The sequence below is a fragment of the Noviherbaspirillum malthae genome (genome assembly GCF_015352985.1).
Classification (GTDB): domain Bacteria; phylum Pseudomonadota; class Gammaproteobacteria; order Burkholderiales; family Burkholderiaceae_D; genus Noviherbaspirillum; species Noviherbaspirillum malthae.
The window spans coordinates 1-20,863 of record NZ_JACYXF010000015.1; the positions used below are offsets into that span (position 1 = coordinate 1).

The following is a 20,863-nucleotide window of genomic DNA, read 5'->3' on the forward strand; positions in this document are numbered from 1 at the left end:
AGAACGTGATCGATATTTTTCTGTCCAAAGCGGGTTTGTGGTGACGTTGGACCGAAATGAGCAGAAAGTATTATCCAAGCGATATCAGTCGTGAACAGTTTGACCAAGTTCGTCCCTTGTTGGAAGGCAGCCGCAAGCGTACCAATCCAAGGAATGTTGACTTGTACGACATCTTTTGCGCGATCCTTTACCTGCTCAAGAACGCGGCAACTTGGCGGGCTTTGCCATCCGACTTTCCCCCGGTGAGCACGGTGCGTTACTACTTCGATGCCTGGACGCGTATTCCCGATAACAGCCATATGAGCCTGCTTGACCAGTGCTTAAAAAAAATCGGTGGAGCAAGAGCGCAAGAGAAATGGGCGGCTGCCCTTGACGAGCTTTTGCATCGTGGACGCACAAAGCGTCAAGAATACCGATACCGCCCGGCACAAAGGCTATGACGCTGGCAAGAAGGTCTCCGGCATCAAGCGGCATATCGCCGTGGATACGCAAGGCCTGCCACATGCCATCATGGTCACGACTGCCGAAGTCAATGATCGCAATGGTGCGCTGCTCATGTTTGCCGCCCATGACGATAGGCTGGCCCAGGTTAAACAGGTGCTCGTCGATGGAGGCTATACCGGCGAGCGATTCGAAAATCTGACTTACCAGACGCTTGGTGCGAAGGTACAAGTGGCCAAGCGCAATGAGCTGCACACGTTTGCTGTCATCCCGCAGCGCTGGGTGGTCGAAAGGTCCTTCGCGTGGCTTGAAAAGTGCCGCCGTCTATGGAAAAACTGTGAGCGGAAACTGCATACCAGCGAACAGTTCATTGTCCTCGCGTTCCTCGCTCTTCTGCTAAAAAGATACTGATCACGCACTAAGCTACTAGCGCGGCGATAAGTGGAGTTTCATGTGGTTGTCCCACCTGGATCGTTCCAACCCAGGCTTCGCCTTCAATTATCCAGGGCAAGATCGTTTTCGCGGCGTTTTCCGCCCGCAACCGCAACCGCAACCGCAACCGCAACCGCAACCGCAACCGCAACCGCACTGACAGATAGGCACGCGCTCGCCCAAATCCTTCGGTGCCAGCGCGCCACGCCGGTGGCAGCGTTGCGTTGGCTTCAGTTTGTGGTTGTCGGCCTGCTCCAACCAGGACCCAGCGTCCCCCGCTTTGCTCCCGAACATCCGCAACAACATGGAAGGTGCAGCATCAAGGATACTGCGATTCAGCCCGGCCTTGGCTGCTGCACCGTTGGACAGTGCCTCGCCGGTGGCGTCATCGGTCTTCTTTTCCGGCCTGCAGATCAGCCCGGCCACGTTCAATTCTTCGGTCCCATCAACCCGAGGTCTCTACCATCCAAGTGGCCAGCTTGTGATAGAAATCTTTTCGCTGCCGGGCGATCTTGCTGTGCAGCTGTCAGTCGTCAAGCAATATCCCGAAAAACAGGCCGTCCCGATTGCGTACGGCGGGTTCCCAGTGGCGCCGCTTCACCTTCAGGCAGGCCGGACGGCGTCGCTGGCATGTCGCTAGGCGACGCGCCGGCTATGCTGGAGCACAGCGGCGCCGCTTGGAAGATGTTGCTGAGAAGAATTTGAATGGCGGCCCAACCGACCTGCCACCGGTCGGCCTCAACTTACCGCCACGCCGCCGTGTTACTGGCGACGATCGCCGGATTGGATTGCCTGGTTGAAGCAACATACAGCCGTATCAGGTGATTCAGACTGGTGACGTGCTTGGGCACTGTATTTTCAAGTCCGAACCCATGATTCACTCAGGCGCCAAGTACGCCATCTGTCGTTCTATTGACATTTTTATACCAACTAACAGTCAACGTATTTATAATTGTGCGTTACAAAACCAGACGACACGCGCATGAAGATTGAAACAACAAAAGGAGAGGACAGCGGTTGCTGGGCATCCTTCGAGGCGGCGCTGCGTATCAGCGATACCGTGACACCGCGCCCACCCATGCGCGTAGGCGTTTTTATCTGGTCGTTCGTGATCCTGCTGAGTGTGTCGTTATTAATGCTTTGTGTCGGCGATAAGCTCAATGCAAGTGGCATGGTAATGACACGGTTCATGGCCAGCACGCAAGCACCGTTAACAGCCCAATATGCGTATTCGGACAAGGCACGGGACCAGATCACCGTGGTCATGTACGACCAACAGTTTCTTGAGGACACTCACAGCGCCTGGCCAATTAGCTATCAGGATCATGCGGACTGGCTGTTGCGGTTGGCCGGCGATCCTGCTGCGCGCCCCAAAGCAATCTTGCTTGACATTACATTTGGGCAGGGCCGTAATGACCCGACCTTGCCAGCTCTTAAGAAGGCGTTGTGCACAGTCCAGAACGAGTTCAAGGTACCGATATTTTTGGCTGCCCTGCCTGCGGCCAGTGATGGACGCTTGACGGTACGCGCTGGTCTTGCTGATGACCAACCTGCAGGAGCACCAAACTGTTTTACGCTCGTTGGGGTCGATTATCTGCCTGACCCACTCGATGGGTTGGCCTGGAGCTATCAGCTGAGCCGGCACCGCTCCGCCGCTGGCTGGCAATCGGGCCCGGCCAGCGATCCCGAGGTGCAACCGTCATACCGTAGTGCGGCCATGGCGATTGCACAGGACGCGGCTAACCTTGACCTGGGCCGGGAAAGCGTGCCGATGTCACTGATCTGGGGCCACAATTCGGCTCCCCAGCCGGATCGACCTAACCGCTTGGCGGCATGTCGCCCAGGCGAGTTTGGCTGGCAAAACTTCATTCCCGGCGTCGTGCGTCAATTCTTTGAAGATCCGGCCAAGCCACCCTTGTGCCCGTACCACCGTACGCTGTCGATGGCACAGCTGGGCGAGCTCTCGGAAAAGGAACTGGCGCCGTATTTGGCACACCGATATGTGATGGTAGGGGCCAATATACCTGGTTACAATGATTTCGTTGATTCACCAGTCCACCGGCTGCTCCCCGGCGTCTACTTGCATGCGATGGCACTGGATAATTTCCTTACCTACGGCTCAGACTACAAGCTCAGCGCAGAGTGGACCGATGGACCATTGGCTGCACTTCTCGTCCCTTGCGGGCTGGTAGTGTTGGTGGTGCTCGTCGTGCACTTGGTATGGTCAGCCGTGATACGCTGGCTTGCTCCGCAGCTGAGTTCTCCAGCGTGGTATGACAACGTGCTGGAGAAAAACACAAAACAACGCACATTGAAATGCTTAGTGACAGCGGTGGTCTGGTTAGCGCGAATCCTGGTCCAGACGATAGTGGCGATGTGGTTGATCGCGAAACTGCAGGATTATTTCCGCATTGGCATGCTCCCCGTCGTGGAGCTGGTCAGCATGACACTGCTCGCGGAAGGGCTTAATTATCTCAGCAAGCTGCGATGGTATTTTCTGGGCAAGGAACAGCCTGACAAGCAAACACAGCCGCAAACCGAACCATTGACGCCATAATCGTAGAAAGGGAATTCATGAAGGTGACATCGCCAGTGATTTTTGCCCTGCTTGCCGCGGTCATTCCTGCCACCTTCGCGCAGGATAAAGTGGTGGCTCCCAGCCCGGCAACCAGTGCCACGATTGATCTCTACGAGCAGCCCGACGCAGCGCATCCGGCGCGTCAGATCAACGTGGGGCAGGCGGGTCTGCCATGGATCATTCAGTCCAAACAAACCGGCTTTTATCAAGTGATCATTGACGGCAAGGATTACTGGGTACGTGGTTCGAAGGTACGCATCAGCCGAGATACCACCGCCAACTGTGGTGCGGTCGCGGTCGCTGCCACCACCGGGCTCACCGCTGCAACGCCTGGAGCCGGAAAAGATGCTTGCAAATAAGCTCGTCTCGCCTCAGGCACGCGTGTTACTCGCCACGATGCTCGCGGTCAGCCTGGGTATGTTATCGGGCTGCGTGACGACGGTAAAGCGCCTCGCCGACCTTCCTGCTAAGGGCACGGTCAGTAGTACTGAAGAAACCAGCCCGGTCGGCGCTTTGTCCCCACCGACGGAACGTGCATGGCCGAATGCAACACAGGACGTGCTAAATCAGCGTGCGCGTAACTTTGGGCTAGTCAATGCACCCGAAATGCAGCGTTACCTCAACGGACTATATGCCCGTCTCAAAACACAAGCCGGGGTTGCCGGCTGGCCGGGAACCGTACATATCCTGGCAACCGATGCACTCAATGCCTATGCCACTGCAGCAGGCAATATTTACGTATCGTTGCCTTGGTTGAGTTCCGTTGAAAGCGAAGATGAACTCGTGGCCTTATTAAGTCATGAATTCGGCCATATTTATTTGCATTACCATCAGCTAGAAGGTGCGGTCGCTGATGCGAACACGGCGGCTGATGCCGTAAGTCTTGGCATCGCCATTGCCAAAAATACCGCGCAAGCAACAGGCTGGACCCAGCTCGATAGCTTCACGACTGCCTATACGTTGAGCCGTGGCCTTGTGACCACGATTTACAGCCGATCTCAGGAAAGTGCCGCTGATAACTTCGGACTCAACCTGTCTCTGAAGCTCGGCTATTCCTATGAGCACGGCATGAAAGCATTCTTGGAGCGCATGGCGACTTGGGAGGAACGTAACGAGGAACGCGAGAAGGCCAGGCAACAACAGCTGGTTAAGGCGTTACGGGAAAGTTCCAAAAACGGAGTGAGTGCCGAAATCAACACGACACTACAAAACATGGCATTTGACCTCAACAAGGCCTTTGCCAAAATGCGCAGTGACCATCCTGAAACCCAACAGCGAATTGATGCGTTAGCTCTGGCTGTCGAGCCTTTTCCACAAGTGCAGACGAGTCGCGAGCCGATCATGGCGCCGCTCAAGAGCGCGCTGCAAGAACGCCGCACCACTGCCATCCTCAAGAACTATGCCCTGGCGTTCCAGGCAATCAATGCACCCTGGGACCCGGCGTCTGCTGAGGCCGCCAAACGCGCGGTGACGGCACCAACGGCAAACCACGCCGTTCCTTTATTTGCGCTTTATACCGTCTTAAATGAGCATGCTGTGGCGACAGGAAATAGACGAGTTGACCCAGGGCAGGTGCTTGAAGCAAATTTCAATTCGGAGCCTGACCGGTCTTGGAAAACCTACCTCGAACGTAGCAGTGCGCTCAAAGAAAGGCACAAAACCGCAGATGCGAAAAAAGTCATGGAAGCAGGGTTGGCCTACTTTCGACATGCAGAAGAGGCCTGGCCGGATGCAGTCCGTTTTGTCGGCTTGACCGACGGTTGGAATGAAGCCAAGCGCATGGCGGGAGATTGCGGTAAGAATTTCCGTCGCATGTCTTCACGGTGTACGCAAGCCGCTATTAGTCCGGCCGAACGAGCCAAGACCGAGCAACTAGAAAAGAGAAAGGCGGAACATATCGTGGATAAGATCTTCAAGAAAAAGTAGGGCGTGGGCCTCTCGTCGTCAGCAGCAAGATGTGAGGGCTGAAAAATGTTTTCCGGCCGCGAGAGCCACCATCGCGAGGCGACGGAAATCGGTCGCCATGTTGCATGTGGCCGGACCAAATGCATTCGCATGCAGGTGCTTGAACATTCATGTCCCGCGCATTCCCCTTCCTAGGAGAAGCCAGGAGGGGTTAGCGGGACCGCGGACGTTCCACCATACTCTAGCTCGCCACGTAGCGCTTGACCACGTCCAGCGATGCACCACCAACACTGCCCACCTACAGCGGATTTCACATTAATGTAGAGGATAGCCGCAATGCTTAAACCAGCCTTTAGCATCAGCGGCGCTGATTGAGTCGATCGCCGCACTCAAGGCTTCTTCAAGTGCCTGACGAGTCCTTGCCTCCGCAATTCTTAGTTTGGTCTTCAGCTTGGACCAGCAGTTTTCAATGGGCGAGAACTCTGGCGAGTAAGGTGGCAGATAGATTAAGGTGGCTCCGGCACCTTCAATGGCTTGTTCAATACCGGCGACTTTGTGTGCACTCAAGTTATCCATCACCACGACATCGCCTGGCCGCAAGGTCGGTATCAGAACATGATTTACATAAGTACGGAACACCGTGGCATCGGTGGCGCTATCGACGGTCATGACTGCTTCCAGACCCTGGCAGGACAACGCTCCCAGCACAGTCACATTGCGACCGAAGTTCTTTGGTACGGCATCCTCGACGCGAACACCAGGTGTTGCGCGCCCGCGGCGACGCGTCATGGCAATATTGCATCCGGTCTCGTCGATAAACTTCAACCGGCGCGACGAATGGCGGGCTATCTTTCTGCGGTATTGGCGACGAGCTCGACGGACTCGCGGGGTATCTCTCTCACATGCATGGACGGTCTTTTTTTAAGCGGCATGCGCAGCCGCTGCAATAACCGGCAAAGGGTTGCCCGGCTCACACGCACACCAGTCAAATGGTCAACCTGATCGGCTAATTCAGCCAGCGTAATATCGGGCTGCCGTTCAACCAGAAGACGAACATGGGCCTGTGCGCTGTCATTCAAGCGCGTGCTCGGGCCACGTCCTTGCTTTTTAGCAGCGGCATTGCCGGTGCAACGCACCCGCTGCAGCAACTTTTCCACGAACGAGAGACTGACACCAAGGAACTCGGCAATTTCACGTTGAGAACCCATACCGCGTTCGTGGGCCTGCAGAATCTTCTGCCGTAAATCCAGAGAATAAGGAGAGGCCATGATCGGTCAAAGATATGAATGGCAACATTTCTTTGACAAGAAAGCCTTTCGTGAATTCTAGATGAATTCATGCAACACGCTGTAGAGTGTGCGGATTTCTAATCGAGTAGGGGCATGGTAGTCAATTTTAAAATTTCGAACGGTTGATTTATGAAGCGTATTAACAACTCAAATTTTCTATTAAGAACCAAGATGTGGCGCGATTTCCGACCAAGGAAATAGTAACTGTTCACCTTGCCGGAAGCGTCCGGAAGTCAAGCCGAATGCAGCCCAGCACTGAGTTGCGGCAATGAACAGTAAAGAGGCGCGCTCCACCCGCAACCTCGTTCGGTTTGGCGATTCTTACGTTCATGAGTATCGACTTGTCGCAACCAGCACCACGGGTGCGCACCCTAGAAGAAGCCCAAGCGCTCATTGATGCGTTGTGGCTGGTGTTGCGTGCGCAAGCGCAACAGCTCCAGGAGCGCGACCAGCAGATCGCCACCCTGACCGAACGTGTGCAGGCCCTGGAAGAGCGGCTGCGCACCAACTCCCACAATTCCTCCACACCGCCTTCGGCCGATCCACATCGGCCTTCTGCCGGCAAATCGCCGTCGGGCAAGAAGCGTGGTGCCCAGCCCGGTCATTCCGGCAAGGCGCGTACCTTGCTGCCGGCCGAACAGATCACACACGTGCAGGACTGCGTGCCGGATCCGTGTCCCGCTTGTGGCGGCGCCGTGCGCATTACCGGCCTGTGTGCGCGGCATCAAGTGCTTGACCTGCCGCCGATTGCGCCCACCGTCACCGAATACCGGCTCCTGGCCGGTACCTGCTGCAGGTGCGGCAAAGTCTGTGAAGCCAGCTTGCCAGCCGGCGTTTCTCGTCGCGTCACCGGCCCGCGTCTGCTGGCGGCCATTGGCACGCTCACCGGAAGCTATCACTTGAGCAAGCGGCAAGTGCAAGGGCTACTGACCGATCTGTTTGGTATTGATCTGTCGGTAGGCGCCATCAGCGAAGGTGAAGCCGAAATCGGTGCCGCATTGGAGGACGTTGTGCAGCAGGCGCACGCCTACGTGCAGCAAGCCGGCGTCGTGCATGCCGACGAGACTGGTCACAAGGAAGGTGGTTGCAGGCACTGGCTATGGTTGGTCGTGGCCGATACCGTGGCAGTGTTCCGGGCTGCGGCTACGCGCAGTACACAAGCGGCCAAGGCAGCACTGGGCGAGCGCTTTGCCGGCATTCTGGTATCGGACCGTTATGGCGCCTATGCCTGGGTCGAAGCACCGCGCCGACAACTGTGCTGGGCGCACCTGCTGCGCGACTTCACGAAGATGGCTGAGCGCAGTGGCGAGCCCGGACGCATTGGCGACGACCTGGTCGCCTGTACGCAGCGCCTGTTCCACTTCTGGCACTGGGTAAGGGACGGCACCTTGAGTCACAGCATGTTCGCCTGCCACATGCGGTTCTTACGCTATCGCATCGAGACCTTGCTGCAACAAGGCGCACAGGGCCGACATGCCGAGACAGCGCGAACCTGCCGACACATCCTGCGTTGGCGCCAGGCGCTATGGACCTTCGTGGATACGCCGGGCGTGGAGCCAACCAACAACACAGCCGAACGAGCACTGCGCAGCTTTGTTCTATGGCGCAAGGTGAGCGGTGGGTCTCAGTCACCACGTGGTTCCCGCTATATCGAGCGCATCATGACCGTCGTTGGCAGTTGCAAACTGCAAGGGCGCAATCCGCTCACCTTCCTCACTCAGGTCATTCAGGCGCATTGGGGCGACGGCATCGCTCCATCCTTAATCCCAGACAGCAGCGTAGCGAGGTGAACGGCTACAGGAAATATGCCCAATATCGGTAAAGCGTTCGCATGATATTTGTCAATTGAGCCGGTGAACTGCTCTTAACCATTCTTTACTAAGCTCTTCATAATTGGACGGCAGGGCAAGGGAGCAAGGGGGCATTTTGTATTCTAATGGAGAAAAAGAATGTCTAAAGTTAAGATAAATCGTTCCACGATGGTACCAATGCTGTGTTTCACATTGGCAGGCTGTGGCGGCGGAAGCGGCGATGCCGGTTACGCAAACACCGGACCGTCCACCTTTGCTCCCACGGTGTACACAGCCGATGGAAGAATCGTCAATAGCTGTAGCCTTGACCCTCGATGCTCAGGTCAGACGACAACGCCGACAACGCCGACAACGCCGACAACGCCGACAACACCGACAACACCAACAACACCAACAACACCAACAACACCAACAACACCAACAACACCAACAACGCCGACAACGCCGACAACACCCAGCACATCTATTCTTAGCACAACAGACATTGTCATCAGTGAAGGGGATCCTTTCGCCGAGTTCACCGTACGTTTGAACGGGCCGAGTACTTCCGAGGTACGGGTGCTGTATCGCACTGAATATGCAAATGCGGTCGGGGGATTCGATTACGATCATGCACAGGGGGAATTGATTTTTGCACCAGGTGTGCAGTCGCAGACTGTGCGTATCGGGATTCGCAATGACGCTTCTGCAGAGCCGTCGGAAAGCTTCCATTTCGTTTTACTGAATCCAACCAATGCGGCCATCGGAACAAGTCGTGTGCTTGCTACTATCGTCGATAACGATTAAGCATCGGTGATGAGAAAAACAAGCATCCGGTAGGCTAACACAGGTTCAGATCGCAAAGCGCGATACAAGCTTGCGGTCTGAACGTATTCATCAAGCGCTTTCAGTGCGTCGCCAGGCAGCCTCGACTTCCATTTCTCTTTAATAATGATTCATGCACGTGCGGCGCAACGCTAACCGGTGGACTGCATGCACACGAGCTAACGGCATCAAACGATGAAATTACCAGCGGCACGATGGTGGAGCCGCATTCGCCAACGCACTGCATGCCGGGCCTGCGATTCCCTTATCCAATGGGGGATTTGGCGAAGCTAAATGGCAGAGTTAGCCAATCCTTCGTCACAACGCCCAATTGAACGGGCATGTTATCAACATATTGCTGTTCATCCGGAAGGCCGTTGTTCCGCTCCAGAGACCACACTATACTGTGCGCGATGAAACGGCACCCAGCCTTCAAATTCGAACTCAAGCCCAATGGCGAACAGCAGCGCACCATGCGTCGCTTTGCCGGATCCTGCCGGTTCGTGTTCAACTAGGCAATGGCGTTACAACAGGAGCGCAGGAGAGCCTGGAACAGGGATTTCGGCTATTTCTCGATGTGCAAGGCGCTTACCGAGTGGAAGAGGCAACCCGAAACGTGATGGCTGGCCGAGACGCCTAGCCAGGCATTGCAGCAGGCACTGAAGAATCTGGAGCGGGCGTACAAGAACTTCTTTGAGAACCGATTGGACTTCCGTGCTTCAAAAAGAAGGGCCGTTTCGACAGCTTTCGCTATCCACAGGGCTTCAAGTTTGACCAGGGGCACAGTCGTCTGTTTCTACCAAAACTCGGCTGGATTGGATACCGCAAGAGCCGCGAGGTACTCGGCGATGCCAACAATGTCACCGTTTGCTATGCGTGCGGCAAGTGGTTCGTGTCGATCCAGACGGAGCGCGACGTCGAATTATCAGTCCCGCAGGGCGGCGCTGTCGGCATCGTGATGGGGAAGGCCCATTCGTACAGACGGACAACGGTTGTCAAAACCACCAAGCTGGTGAAGCTGAAGGATGTCAGGCCGGAGTATCAATTGCGGGATAGCACGAACAGAGTGGACGACTCGCGTGGTGGCGCATCCGTGCGACAACCGTGGAGAACTCGGCAAATGCAAGGGTATCCCTGTGCGTAGGGCGAGCAATTTTGGGGAGAGTTTCCAACGCAGGAAACCTCCACGATGAAAGAGACATCGGTTGGCACGTGGAGACTAAGCCCTCGCGCCGGAAGAGGAACGCCATGAGCGACTGCATAGTCGCCCGCTTGCCGACAGGGGATATGCGGATCAAGCCATGGTTGTCGCCAGAGCAAAATATTCTGTCATGGCACGATCAAGTTGGCAAGGAGGCCTCGTAGGCTTCCAGATTGCAGGTACGGCTTGGCAGGGAGAATGGCTTGCTTCAGGAATCCCGGTATTACGTCAGCCCGAGACATTTGTAGATGTTCATCAGCATTGGCCGATGCCTGACACGATCAGCTGAGGGGAGAAATGCCAACGTCCCTTTGATCGTGTAGATGACGAGCAGCGTTCCCATGAAGTCACCGATGAACATGGTCAGATAACTGCGAACGATATTCTCGGTATGACCCTGATAGGCAAACACCAGATGATGAAGCAGCGGACTGGCCATCGAACACACGACGATCAACAGCATCAGCCTTCTCGGTGTCAGATTGGCCAGCGATGTCCGCAGACCGTAGCGGCGTTGCGCCAGCAGATACACCAGATAGGCGCCAAGCGAGCCAGCCAATGCGCCCAGCACTGCACGTACCGGATCATCAAAGGTAAAGTGAAAAAAATTCAACAACAAGCCAGAGATGAACAGACCGGTAAATCCAGCGGTGCCGAACAGCAGCGTCGCCAACAGCCGCATCCCGGCGGGGAGAAACACCCAGTTGATGCCGTAGCTATATTCAAGCTGGCCAAAAAACCATTCGTTGATGGTATTCAACGACAAAAACAGCAGGACGGTCGTCACCACCATTGCGAGTTGCATTCGTATATTCGATATCATCGGACAAATTTATTGGCGTAAAATGCGCGCTGGCCTATCACGCCCTATGCAGCCTGGCGCAAAAGGCCAGCACGAGACTATTTTTACAATGAAACACTTGAACCGCCCCGCTGATCTCTATTTACGCTTTCTCGAGTTGGCCGACGCCATTCGCGGCCTGCCATCATTGCCGCCTCTTGATCCCTTGGAAGAACGCATTCTGACATGGATTGCCCGGATCAGTCAGCAAGACGAAAGACTGTCTGTCCGGGATATGATGGCCAGGGAAGAATTTGGTTCGCCGGCCACCATCCATGGCAGGATCAAGTCGTTGCGCGAAAAGGGTTGGATTATGTTAGCCGACACGGAAGACACGCGACGCAAACAAATCGAGCTGACCCAGGCAGCGTTTCACCATTTCGACAAGCTGTCCAAATGCATGGCGCGAGCGATGGGGCACTAGCGGTGACGCTTGCAGGGCGCGGTTTCCCTTCCTTGACATGCGGCTCGCCTTCACTCGGGCCGTCCTGCCGTCGGATGGTCGAGCGCTCTTGCGGATCGATGACCTCGTTGGCGTGATGTCGAGCGCCAGCGTGGCATTCGACATCGGTGATGCGCTCAAGATAGGGGCAGTGCGTGGTTTGCCGAGGTATGTGTAAGGTGATGACGCTCATGCGCTCCACTATCCAATGTGCCGACGTCAAACGGGTTGGTCGTAGCGAATGACAGTATCGTCAGCTCGTCTGGACAACTGAGCAATGGTGAGCGTGCTCCCAATTGACCTCCCGCTCGAGGCGCTGCACAACGTCCCCACGGAAAGAATGGGTCGCCGACGGCGCCGGGCGTCGCCGTTACCGCAAATCGAAGGACGCCAGTGCCACACCAGCGTCCTTCATGAACCGGATGGCGCCTTACCTTAGGCGTTTTCTTCGAACCATTCGGCGGCCTGTTGCTCGTTAATGACGCCGGCTGCCTGCAGTTCGTGGATATGGATCGGATTCAACGTGCCATATTCCATCGCTGAACGAGCCGCCTGAAGCAATGAACTGCGCACATCGCCAACCGGAAGAAAACCATTGCGCTTGGCACAGTCGTCAATCAAGGCGCTTGTTTCTTCAACGGCGTCATCCAAGTTCTGATCATTCCAGTAGTCGGTGAGCGAATTGCCAGCGCCAAACAAGAAGTCGTCTACCACGTAGGGTTGTGCACAGCTCTCCAAATCACCGTCCAGGTGGCCGAACAGGTCGGCGAGTGCCTCGGCGGCATCGTAGTCATAGACGATCACCTCATCGCCATTTCGGTAGTCGACCTGTGCGCTGGCACGCAAACGCCGGTAATTCCGCTTGAGCTCCGTCGACGCGAAAATCGCCGCAAGCGCGTGACCGAACACGGTGCACGGCACACGGACGACAAACTTGCTTCCATTGAATTCTTCGATGGGCGTCATCCTGTTCGAGGCAGGATCAACGCTCAGTCTGACGTGAGCCGTCAGCGTATCGAATTGAATGCAGCCGCAGTCATCCTCGTCGCCGGCGAAGAAAGGCAATCGCGTGCGGCGAAGCCTGGTAACGAATCTGGACCAATCGAAGTGTTTCTTGATCAATTTGCATCCCTTCCTGGTAAGTGGTGATAAGTCCATCCATGCCGCTGACCGAATCCGGTCGACGGCATCCTGACCCAACGCTGGTGACACGTCAGGGTATGTGGCCACGCTGCAAAAGCTGCTGCGCGGACGTGCCGGTGAAGACACGAATGGGTTATCCCCGCTCGAAAACAGGGTAGGCAGGACGTACACGAGCACCTCGGTTCGTCTGGTCTGCAGAGTCAGCTGATCCTGTCCGACTCACACAATTATCATAACCAGAAAACAAAGTTTTTGAACGCGCGTTGGAGACACTTCTGCAAATATTTTTTCACGCCATTTGCTTCGCGGTGGCAAAGGCCAGCCTGGCCAATTTGGGGTCGGGGATGGTCAAACTAGCGTCACCCCGCAGCCAGAACATAATCGTCAATGCATATGCGATGGCGACTCGTGACTGAGGTCGGCTCGAATAGGCGTCGCAAACACGGCCTCGCCATTTGGCCTGCTGGGAAAAGACGGCGGGCGGCGCACTACGGGACTGCCGTCTTGCTGGCGAAAAAGCAAGGCTGCGTGGATGAACGGGGCTTGTACGGGTAGCGGACGGCTTATCTGGACCAGAAACACGGACCTCGGCACCCGGTGGTTGGCCGAAGCAGGTTGGCCTGCCGCAGCCGCCTGCACGGCACCGCAGACTGGCCGCTGCTGTCCGGTCATACTCTGGCGTGCTGACACAGCGGCATAGGTTATGGTTGACGTAGCCAAGGCGAGACAGCTAGCAGCTGGCTTATCACAACACCGCAAATCCAGGCAGCACAGACTGAGCGGGAGGCCATGTGCAGATCACCCTCGGTGCTGAAGATAGTCAATGACCTGCAACGGCCATCATCGATCCAATGGCCAAAGGGATACGGCGAAGTCATTCATCGGTAAGTGCAGATGTGCCGGGGGCCAGTGCCTTGGATCCAAAAGGATGAGCGGGTTGCTGTGGCACGAAACGACGGCATACGCCCCGGCGTGCAGCGCACTTGACAGCACCATCGTGCCCTCTCTTCGATTGCCGGGAACATTGGCGTTGCTGTACGAGCTCGTTGCTGCGGGCATGGCAGATCTCTCTCAGGCGGCCAGCCGTGAACATCCAAAGACAGCCGGAACGTCGCGAAAGGGAATGACCTACCCTGCGGTGTCACCTGCTTTGCGCACGCGTTTCGCGTGCGCCGCACGTGCATTGTCGCGGTTCCGATGAAATTCAGGGTTGACATCTGACCATTTCATTCCTAACGCATCCCGCAAACTAACGGGCTTGCCCATCAGGGAAAGTTTTGCCTCGAGCTCAGCTTCGGCGCGATCATGGTTCTGCCGCACACAAACTTGGGTGATCTCTGCACGCCGGGCCCTGTCCTGCGCGTCCGATGCCGCCTGCGGTTCCTGCTGATGCCGCGCCGGAGGGCGGCTTGACAGTGTATCCAGGCGACCTTTGCGAACCGAATCCAGCACCCATTTGAAAAAATCAGTGACAGAGTTGATGTTGCGGCCCATCTGGTGTTGAAATTTATCGATCGCCTGCTGTTGCTGCACGGTCGACAGGTCAGACATCATGCCAACCATCGTTGCACGGTCCGCCACGTTGATCCAATCGGCAAACTTGAGCAGATGGGTCTGTAGCTCGCTATCCGGACACGGATTCCCGTTAACGACGGTAGGTGACGGAGAGAGGGAAGTTTTAACAATAGAACCAGACTCCGGAAAGCTGGTCCGCTTTGTGGATTCTGCCTGGCGCTGTTCTTCGATATAGCGATCGGTTTCCGAGACCGTACCTGGTGGTTGAGCTCGCGGGGATCTGGCGGGTTTGGCTGTCGGCGTACTGGCGGCTTGCTGCGAGGCGTGAAAATCCGCATGCGCGAATGGCAGCCTGAAAATCAGTTGCCGGCCTTCGGTGCACAGGTCGATCAACTGAAGTTTCGTTAGCCAATTCGCCATTCTCCTGACCTGGTCGATATTGATCGTCTTGGCACGGCGACCTTTGTCTGCATCGATCCGAAGCAGATCGCCCAGATAGTCCCATGACACCTTTTCCTGAATGCCGACAGTGCCGGTCTGAAGATCCATCATGGCGCGCAACTGCAGGTACAGCACGATCACGCCGTGCGGCACGCCTGTCAGACGGTCGATTTCGATGCGGCTGATGCGAAAGCAATCCTGCGTGTTACCGTCGACTGTGTCATGGTCGGTGAGTGCCATGGGCAGCAAAAATCCGAGGCGCCGTCCCTGCGTTGCGTCATTGACCAGTCCGCGCTGCTTCAGTCGCTCGGCACATCCGCGTACGACGTCGATGGTCATGCTGATTTGTTTGAGACCGGGGTGCGGCTGGACCCGCGACAGCGCCGCCATGCGCCCCCAAGACACGCCGTATTTCTTGACTCCGACTTGCCCGGTTCCGAAGTCCATTTTCGTGCGCAGATGGAGATAGAACACGATATCGTGATGCGGGCTGCCCTGGAGTGCGAACAGCTCGTCTCTGGTCAGCTTGAACGCGGGTCCCTTTTTACCCATGGTGTCATGGTCGGACTCGGCACCATCCATAGCCGGCACCTGTTGCAGCGCACCGTCACGACCATTCGGTGACGGGATTAATGTTTTCAGTTTCGTCGGCATACGTATGCGTTGTCCTGTTGATCTTTTCGTCCATGCGCAAGGCGCGCTCAATGCATTTCGGCATAGCGTATCAAAGGTCGTGTGCGGGACTGCAGTAAATCCGGACGAGCAATTCGGGGGTGAAAAACCTACGAAAAAAATGCTGCTGCATAAGAGCGGCGGTGTGAAATTTTTGATGGAAATTGCAGCCGTCCCGATCATTGTCGTACTGGCTCCCGCAGTGCCGAGCACGCTAGCGCAGAAGATCGGTGATCCAGTGCCGCGGCGTCTTGCTGCGGCAGCATGGCCTGACGAGTGATGGCGCTATTCATGACTGCTGCTTTGGCCCGACAACATCTGTGACATGGAGCCTGCAATCGCACCGGTGATGAGCGTCCTGATCTGCTCGAGCGTCCAGCGCTTGTGTTGAAGCACGTACAAATGATCGAGGATGCCGTAGTACCCGATCTCCAACAACAGGTTTGCCAGCCCGTTGTGGGTGAAGGGAATGCCGAAGTAGTCACTGCCGTTAGGCCAGGTCGGGTCATGGATTTCCCCGGCGTCGTCAACGCACCAGGCATGGGCCCACGGCATCGGAAACTTGTCGGCGACTGCATAGCCTTCACAGTAATACAGGGGGTTGTCAGTGCCTTGTGACTGCAGCGCAAGCATCGCGGCATTCTTGAAGCACATGCCGGCTTCCATGGTTTCGGGTGGGTTAGCCGCGACAATGGGGTACGACTTGCCGAACTGGGTCAGCAACTCCACCTGCAAAGCAGGGCGTCCGATCTCCTGAGCGACGGCAGCCCGTTCAGCCACCAGGCGTTGGCTTGCATTGATCGTTTGTATCATGGGCCGATCGAAGTCCAACATCGTGCGCGACTTCAGCCGTTCTTCGATCACCGCTTTGCAGGTCGCACGTGAGCGTCGGCTAAACGTCTTGTTGGCGTCACGGAACACCTCGAGTACCTCGGTCTTTTCGTAGGTCGAGTTTAGGTCGGTGAGCGCAATTGGGTTGTGGACACAGCACCGCAGGCGCGCGATCGCCGCGCCGATTTGAGCGCGGGCACAATGCGGGTTTGCATCGCAATACTGGTCGATGAGCAGGTTGACGTCGGTGGCGCCGTCGAACAGCACCGCGATGTCCGGCAACCAGGCACGGGTCGTCGATGTTTTTGTCCCGCTCAGCAGAAAGCGTTCTTGTTGGGGGTTGAAAGCCGCACGCATCGGTACAGAGTTACCGCAGTGTTCGAGGAGCAGCGTTTGTCCGTACAGGCATGCAAGCAAGATTAACAGCCGGTGCTTGCCATCGACGATGATGCGCGGTTGCGGCGATCCGGCCTGGTCCGAGCCGCGACCCGCTTCAGGCGCCCACGCAATCACTTGCCCAAGCGGCACTCCCTGGTACAAGGGAGCGGAGAAGGCCGTATGCTTGGCTCGCGTCCCAGCAGTAAGGTCGCTGAAAATCCCCAAAAATGAGTGCACCAGATTTGACCTGCTCCAGAATCGTACTGGCCGGCGTCGCCGTGGAAGTATAGCGTTGCGTTGACATGTTCTCGGTGTCCTTCGAAGTTGGATCAAAATGAATCTGCACGTTTCGCTGCGGTTGACAATGCATTCGTGTTACCTCCTGTGCGGTGAAGAGAGATGAAGCGTCATCTCTCGTGATATCAATCTGACGCAGTGTCGACCTTGTTGCACCACGGCGGCCCGACCGACCTGCGTCCTGTCGGGCGAAAGATTAGCCGGTCGCGATCTGGCTGCTGGTGTTGCCTGGCACGTTCAAGTTCCCGGCGCACCGACTTGTTGAACGTTGTTTTGCGTCTGGTCGATTGTTGAACCCGTCCCTCCATATTGCGTCATCAAGCGCGTGGGGTGGATGGTGAAACGAGGCCTGAAGACCCCCTGAAAACCAACTGGCTTAACGGGTTGCCAGTCTATAGACAGCAGCACGGCTTTCTGATAAGGACGTCAGGTGTGCGTGAATGAGATCGGGGTCGGGACGATGGCACATTGTCATGACGACGTAGCGTGCGCACCATCGCAGTGGGCCGCAGTGGGTGGCTTGCAGCGGGTGAACGCAACAGGGTTGTTCCAACCTGACGGAACCTGACAGCCTCATGGATCAGCGTTGCATTTCTTGCAATCGTCGTCGTGACGCGGCCGGAAGGCTTGGTCATCGGGCGGGAGGAAGTGTGGCCGCACAAATCCGGCATGCGGATGGGCGACCTGTTGACGCTAATTGACGACGTGCGAAGGCTGGCGTGCGCAATACCGCGACGCTGTGGATTCGGGAAGTCGTACGCGGGGCAAGAGTATGTGCAATCGGTGATCAAGCTTGTGGTCGGCAACGCGCCTCTGCGCAATGAAAACACGTTCGATAAGAGCCCTTATCAAGTCCTACTCTCTACAAGTTGGAAGAGTCTCGCGGCATAATGCGGCCCAGATGAGTATAGATATCGACAATTTATACAATGCTACTATAAATAGCAACCACTGGAATGCATCAATAAGATGGTCTTCAGTAAGGGTAATCGGTTCAGGCATCGTTTAACTCTGACCGGTATTCTCTCAGGTTCTCGCTGACATTCCGTCAGGGCGGGATAAACTGGTGCCCTTGAGGTTGGGATGGAAGCCGACCGGTATGAGCAACCCCTGTGCTCTGCCAATGCAGTGGTAAGGGGCGTTTCCCCGTTTTTTCTCGCTTTTAAAAATCCGCAAGCTAAGGATAATCGAAGTACACGGCCATATTCAGATTGCTGTTACGTAAATTCTAAGATTTTTACGTATCGTGAAACTGAAACACGACGCGGTGACGCTTATTCGCGTGTCTTCGTTAGGCAAATGATGATAACCATAGACCTCACTGTTGGTGGGTATCGTTGTAGGCGACAAGATCTTACTCTCTCTGATGGGCTAGTGGCACGAGTGGAGCGAACATGGATCATAACTTAGGGTAGAAATCAAGAAAGTCAGATGGAACACACAATTCAAGCATCGGCATTGACGCCGGCATGGCTGTCCTCGTTTCCCAATGTCGCGGTTCTGTCTCTCGACTGTTTCGACACGCTGTTTTGGCGCAAGGTGGCGTCACCGGCTGATGTTTTTTATACCTTGGCAAAGTCTTCAGAATATCGGGAAGCGGGGTTAACCGCATATCTACGGACACGGGCCGAAAGTTCCGCGCGCGCCAATAAATTGATCCGTGCAGGAACGACTGAGGTGACCCTCGAAGAGATTTACCAGGCTGCGCTGCCAAATGCATCTCCGAAACAAATTGCTGAACTATGTGAACAAGAAATACTTTCCGAAATAGCGCATGGTTTTATCTTTCAGCCCATCGTCGAATTGCTCCGCTACGCCAAACAGTCGGGTTTGCGGACCATTGTTGTCAGCGATATCTACTTCTCGGAAAAACAACTCAAGAGCATCTTGTTCTCAACCATGCCCGAGCTGGACGCGCTGATCGACGATGTATTTTGTTCGGCGACTTACGGATATTCGAAGGCAAATGGCTTGTTCGTTAAAGTGATGGAAAGGCTAAAAGTGAAACCGTCACAGATTACGCACCTCGGGGATAATCCAGCCGCTGACCTGGACGGGGCCAGGCAATATGGCTTGCATGGGACCTGCCTGGTACAGCAATGTTCGAACGTGAGCAACATGCTAGAGGGTCGTCATCAGGCTGCCGTCCAGCTATTGCCAGAACTAAGGCAAATTCATGCCATTCCGAGTTATTTTCATGGGATGCTAGCGCAGCGCAACTATACCAGTACGGAAGAAATAATTGGATACGCTAGCGTGGGGCCGGTGCTTTATGCATTTGCCGATTTCATTTTGCAAGAACTCGGCCGAATTCGACAGCAGGGGCGGATTGTCAAGGTCGGATTTTTGTTGCGAGACGGCTATCTCCCGGCGAAGGCATGCGAAGCCCTGTTCGGTGAAGAGGTGGGCGGATTCCTCAATATCAGCCGCTTCACTGCAGTTGCAGCCGCCCTGGATTCGGAAGACAAAATCCTCAAGCAGGTCGCTGAAAAGATCAGCCCAGACAATATGGGCTTCTTGGCACGTCAATTTCTCCTTCCGTCAGATCTGACTGATCGGATTATTGCAAAGGCGCGTCGCGCAGAACGGCCAATGCGCGAGTTTGCAAACTTGATTAGGCAAAAAGAAACCTTGAACGTTATCTTGTCTAACTCCAGACAGTTTCGGCAACGTTTGATCAAGCATATCCAACGTGTCACTGGCGTCCAGAGCGGTGACACACTAATGTTCATTGATCTCGGCTACAGTGGCACCGCGCAGACGCAATTGCAACAAATACTCAAGGACGACCTGAATATTGATCTGATCGGGCGATACTTGTTGGCCGCTGAAGTGCCGGAAGGGCAAAAATTTCGCAAGGGCCTGATTGACCCATCATGGGCTGACAATCGGATCATCTCGGCGTTGACAAGCTATATCGCCGCGCTCGAAATGGTCTGTACGCAGAATGCGCCGAGTACGATTGGTTATGATGATGGCGGTATGCCAGTGTTTGCCGATACGGCGCTTCCTCCAACACAGCATGCTGTCGTCAGTACCATCCAGCAGGCTTGCCTTGACTTCATTAAAGACTATGCTACGTTAGCGCCTTGTCATCGTCCGCGTCGGGAGGAGATGCAAATGGCTCACGGCGCTGCAATTGACTTGGCCAGGATGCTGTATTTTCCGACGTCGTCAGAAATCACTTGCCTGCAAGCGTTTCAGTTTGACGTCAACCTGGGCACTGACATGAAGATGGCGTTGTTTGATCTTGAGGAAGGCATTACGGGAATGCGGCGCCAGGGCTTTGGTTACATGAATGAATACGCGGACAATATGCGGACCAACTATCCGATGGAATTGCGCCATCTCGATATTTCACTGTCTACGCTGTTGTTTGCACAGAATAGGTATAACTTTAAGTTAGTCACTGCTAAAAGTTCATACCGAACCGAGCAGGTACCGGTACTGATCGCCAGTAGCCACAGCCATTCCAGCAGCCAGCTCACGGCCTACGGAACCCATGATGGCTTTTATTCATTAGTTCTTCCTCTCAGCAACCACTATAACGTCGCGGCGTTGGTCGGCCAACGGTACGCGTGGATGCAGATCGATACGTTGCAATTGGTGGAAAAAGAAGCAATGCACAATGCCTCTGACCTGATATTGGGCAAGGATGTCCTTTTTGATCAAATGGCTCACCAAGGTAACGGGTTGTACGCGCTTGAGGCGGGAGCAATGATATACCTGCCCGTGGCAACGGCTGACGTACGCAAATATGTGTGTCGGCTGACATTTCGTCCAATCGCGCACCGCTTTGCGCATGCGCCGGCCCCTGAGTTGGTTAGCTAAGAGACATTGTT

General features: G+C 55.4%; 17 protein-coding genes. 11 read left to right on the forward strand and 6 right to left on the reverse strand.

Annotation, left to right across the window (positions count from 1 at the left end):
* Nucleotides 1–56: 56 nt before the first annotated feature.
* The 4 genes from IGW03_RS17450 (at nt 57) to IGW03_RS17465 (ending at nt 5,377) form a co-directional block, all read left to right on the forward strand.
* A protein-coding gene (locus tag IGW03_RS17450) for an IS5 family transposase (RefSeq protein ID WP_438943655.1) occupies nt 57–852 on the forward strand; the annotation gives its coding sequence in 2 pieces (ribosomal slippage) (nt 57–358 and nt 357–852; 798 coding nt in all).
* Between the two features lie 1,003 nt (nt 853–1,855).
* A complete protein-coding gene (locus IGW03_RS17455) occupies nt 1,856–3,430 on the forward strand; it encodes a CHASE2 domain-containing protein (protein WP_194723853.1) in 1,575 nt (524 codons plus the stop codon).
* Between the two features lie 17 nt (nt 3,431–3,447).
* Nucleotides 3,448–3,810 (forward strand): hypothetical protein, encoded by a 363-nt coding sequence (locus IGW03_RS17460; RefSeq protein WP_194723854.1) that lies wholly within the window; start codon nt 3,448–3,450, stop codon nt 3,808–3,810.
* Complete coding sequence (locus IGW03_RS17465) at nt 3,797–5,377, forward strand: M48 family metallopeptidase (RefSeq protein WP_194723855.1); 1,581 nt, start codon at nt 3,797–3,799, stop codon at nt 5,375–5,377. The genes IGW03_RS17460 and IGW03_RS17465 overlap by 14 nt, the downstream gene beginning before the upstream one ends.
* A gap of 294 nt (nt 5,378–5,671) precedes the next feature.
* Here the strand turns inward: IGW03_RS17465 and IGW03_RS17470 are convergent, their stop codons facing one another.
* Nucleotides 5,672–6,205 (reverse strand): IS630 family transposase, encoded by a 534-nt coding sequence (locus IGW03_RS17470; protein ID WP_323744991.1) that lies wholly within the window; start codon nt 6,203–6,205, stop codon nt 5,672–5,674.
* Nucleotides 6,202–6,624: an IS630 transposase-related protein gene (locus tag IGW03_RS17475; protein ID WP_194723856.1), complete on the reverse strand. Its 423-nt coding sequence runs from the start codon at nt 6,622–6,624 to the stop codon at nt 6,202–6,204. The genes IGW03_RS17470 and IGW03_RS17475 overlap by 4 nt, the downstream gene beginning before the upstream one ends.
* A gap of 350 nt (nt 6,625–6,974) precedes the next feature.
* On the opposite strand from IGW03_RS17475, the gene tnpC reads away from it, so the two are divergent.
* The 4 genes from tnpC (at nt 6,975) to IGW03_RS17490 (ending at nt 9,775) form a co-directional block, all read left to right on the forward strand.
* On the forward strand, nt 6,975–8,435 hold the full coding sequence (gene tnpC, locus IGW03_RS17480) for an IS66 family transposase (protein WP_194723857.1): 1,461 nt from the start codon (nt 6,975–6,977) through the stop codon (nt 8,433–8,435).
* A gap of 335 nt (nt 8,436–8,770) precedes the next feature.
* Nucleotides 8,771–8,929 (forward strand): hypothetical protein, encoded by a 159-nt coding sequence (locus IGW03_RS38105; RefSeq protein WP_228535728.1) that lies wholly within the window; start codon nt 8,771–8,773, stop codon nt 8,927–8,929.
* Between the two features lie 16 nt (nt 8,930–8,945).
* Nucleotides 8,946–9,242 (forward strand): Calx-beta domain-containing protein, encoded by a 297-nt coding sequence (locus IGW03_RS38110; protein ID WP_438943656.1) that lies wholly within the window; start codon nt 8,946–8,948, stop codon nt 9,240–9,242.
* Between the two features lie 431 nt (nt 9,243–9,673).
* Nucleotides 9,674–9,775: a helix-turn-helix domain-containing protein gene (locus tag IGW03_RS17490; protein WP_228535695.1), complete on the forward strand. Its 102-nt coding sequence runs from the start codon at nt 9,674–9,676 to the stop codon at nt 9,773–9,775.
* Between the two features lie 909 nt (nt 9,776–10,684).
* On the opposite strand, the gene IGW03_RS17495 is transcribed toward IGW03_RS17490, so the two are convergent.
* A complete protein-coding gene (locus IGW03_RS17495; protein ID WP_228535697.1) occupies nt 10,685–11,266 on the reverse strand; it encodes an MASE1 domain-containing protein in 582 nt (193 codons plus the stop codon).
* Nucleotides 11,267–11,372: 106 nt separating this feature from the next.
* Here IGW03_RS17495 and IGW03_RS17500 point away from each other — a divergent pair, with 106 nt between their 5' ends.
* Nucleotides 11,373–11,726, forward strand: a complete 354-nt coding sequence (locus IGW03_RS17500) for a LexA family protein (RefSeq protein WP_194723859.1) — start codon at nt 11,373–11,375, stop codon at nt 11,724–11,726.
* Between the two features lie 453 nt (nt 11,727–12,179).
* Here the strand turns inward: IGW03_RS17500 and IGW03_RS17505 are convergent, their stop codons facing one another.
* Together IGW03_RS17505 and IGW03_RS17510 are read right to left on the reverse strand one after the other, a co-directional pair.
* Nucleotides 12,180–12,866: a hypothetical protein gene (locus IGW03_RS17505; protein WP_194723860.1), complete on the reverse strand. Its 687-nt coding sequence runs from the start codon at nt 12,864–12,866 to the stop codon at nt 12,180–12,182.
* A gap of 1,149 nt (nt 12,867–14,015) precedes the next feature.
* The gene (locus tag IGW03_RS17510) at nt 14,016–15,497 is read right to left on the reverse strand and encodes a hypothetical protein (RefSeq protein ID WP_194723861.1); all 1,482 of its coding nucleotides are present in this window, start codon (nt 15,495–15,497) and stop codon (nt 14,016–14,018) included.
* A 4-nt stretch (nt 15,498–15,501) separates the two neighbouring features.
* Here IGW03_RS17510 and IGW03_RS17515 point away from each other — a divergent pair, with 4 nt between their 5' ends.
* The gene (locus tag IGW03_RS17515) at nt 15,502–15,795 is read left to right on the forward strand and encodes a hypothetical protein (RefSeq protein WP_194723862.1); all 294 of its coding nucleotides are present in this window, start codon (nt 15,502–15,504) and stop codon (nt 15,793–15,795) included.
* A 5-nt stretch (nt 15,796–15,800) separates the two neighbouring features.
* Here IGW03_RS17515 and IGW03_RS17520 read toward each other — a convergent pair whose 3' ends face one another.
* The gene (locus IGW03_RS17520) at nt 15,801–16,961 is read right to left on the reverse strand and encodes a hypothetical protein (protein ID WP_228535698.1); all 1,161 of its coding nucleotides are present in this window, start codon (nt 16,959–16,961) and stop codon (nt 15,801–15,803) included.
* Nucleotides 16,962–18,452: 1,491 nt separating this feature from the next.
* Between IGW03_RS17520 and IGW03_RS17525 the strand changes: the two genes are divergently transcribed.
* Complete coding sequence (locus IGW03_RS17525; protein ID WP_194723864.1) at nt 18,453–20,852, forward strand: HAD family hydrolase; 2,400 nt, start codon at nt 18,453–18,455, stop codon at nt 20,850–20,852.
* Nucleotides 20,853–20,863: the final 11 nt, after the last annotated feature.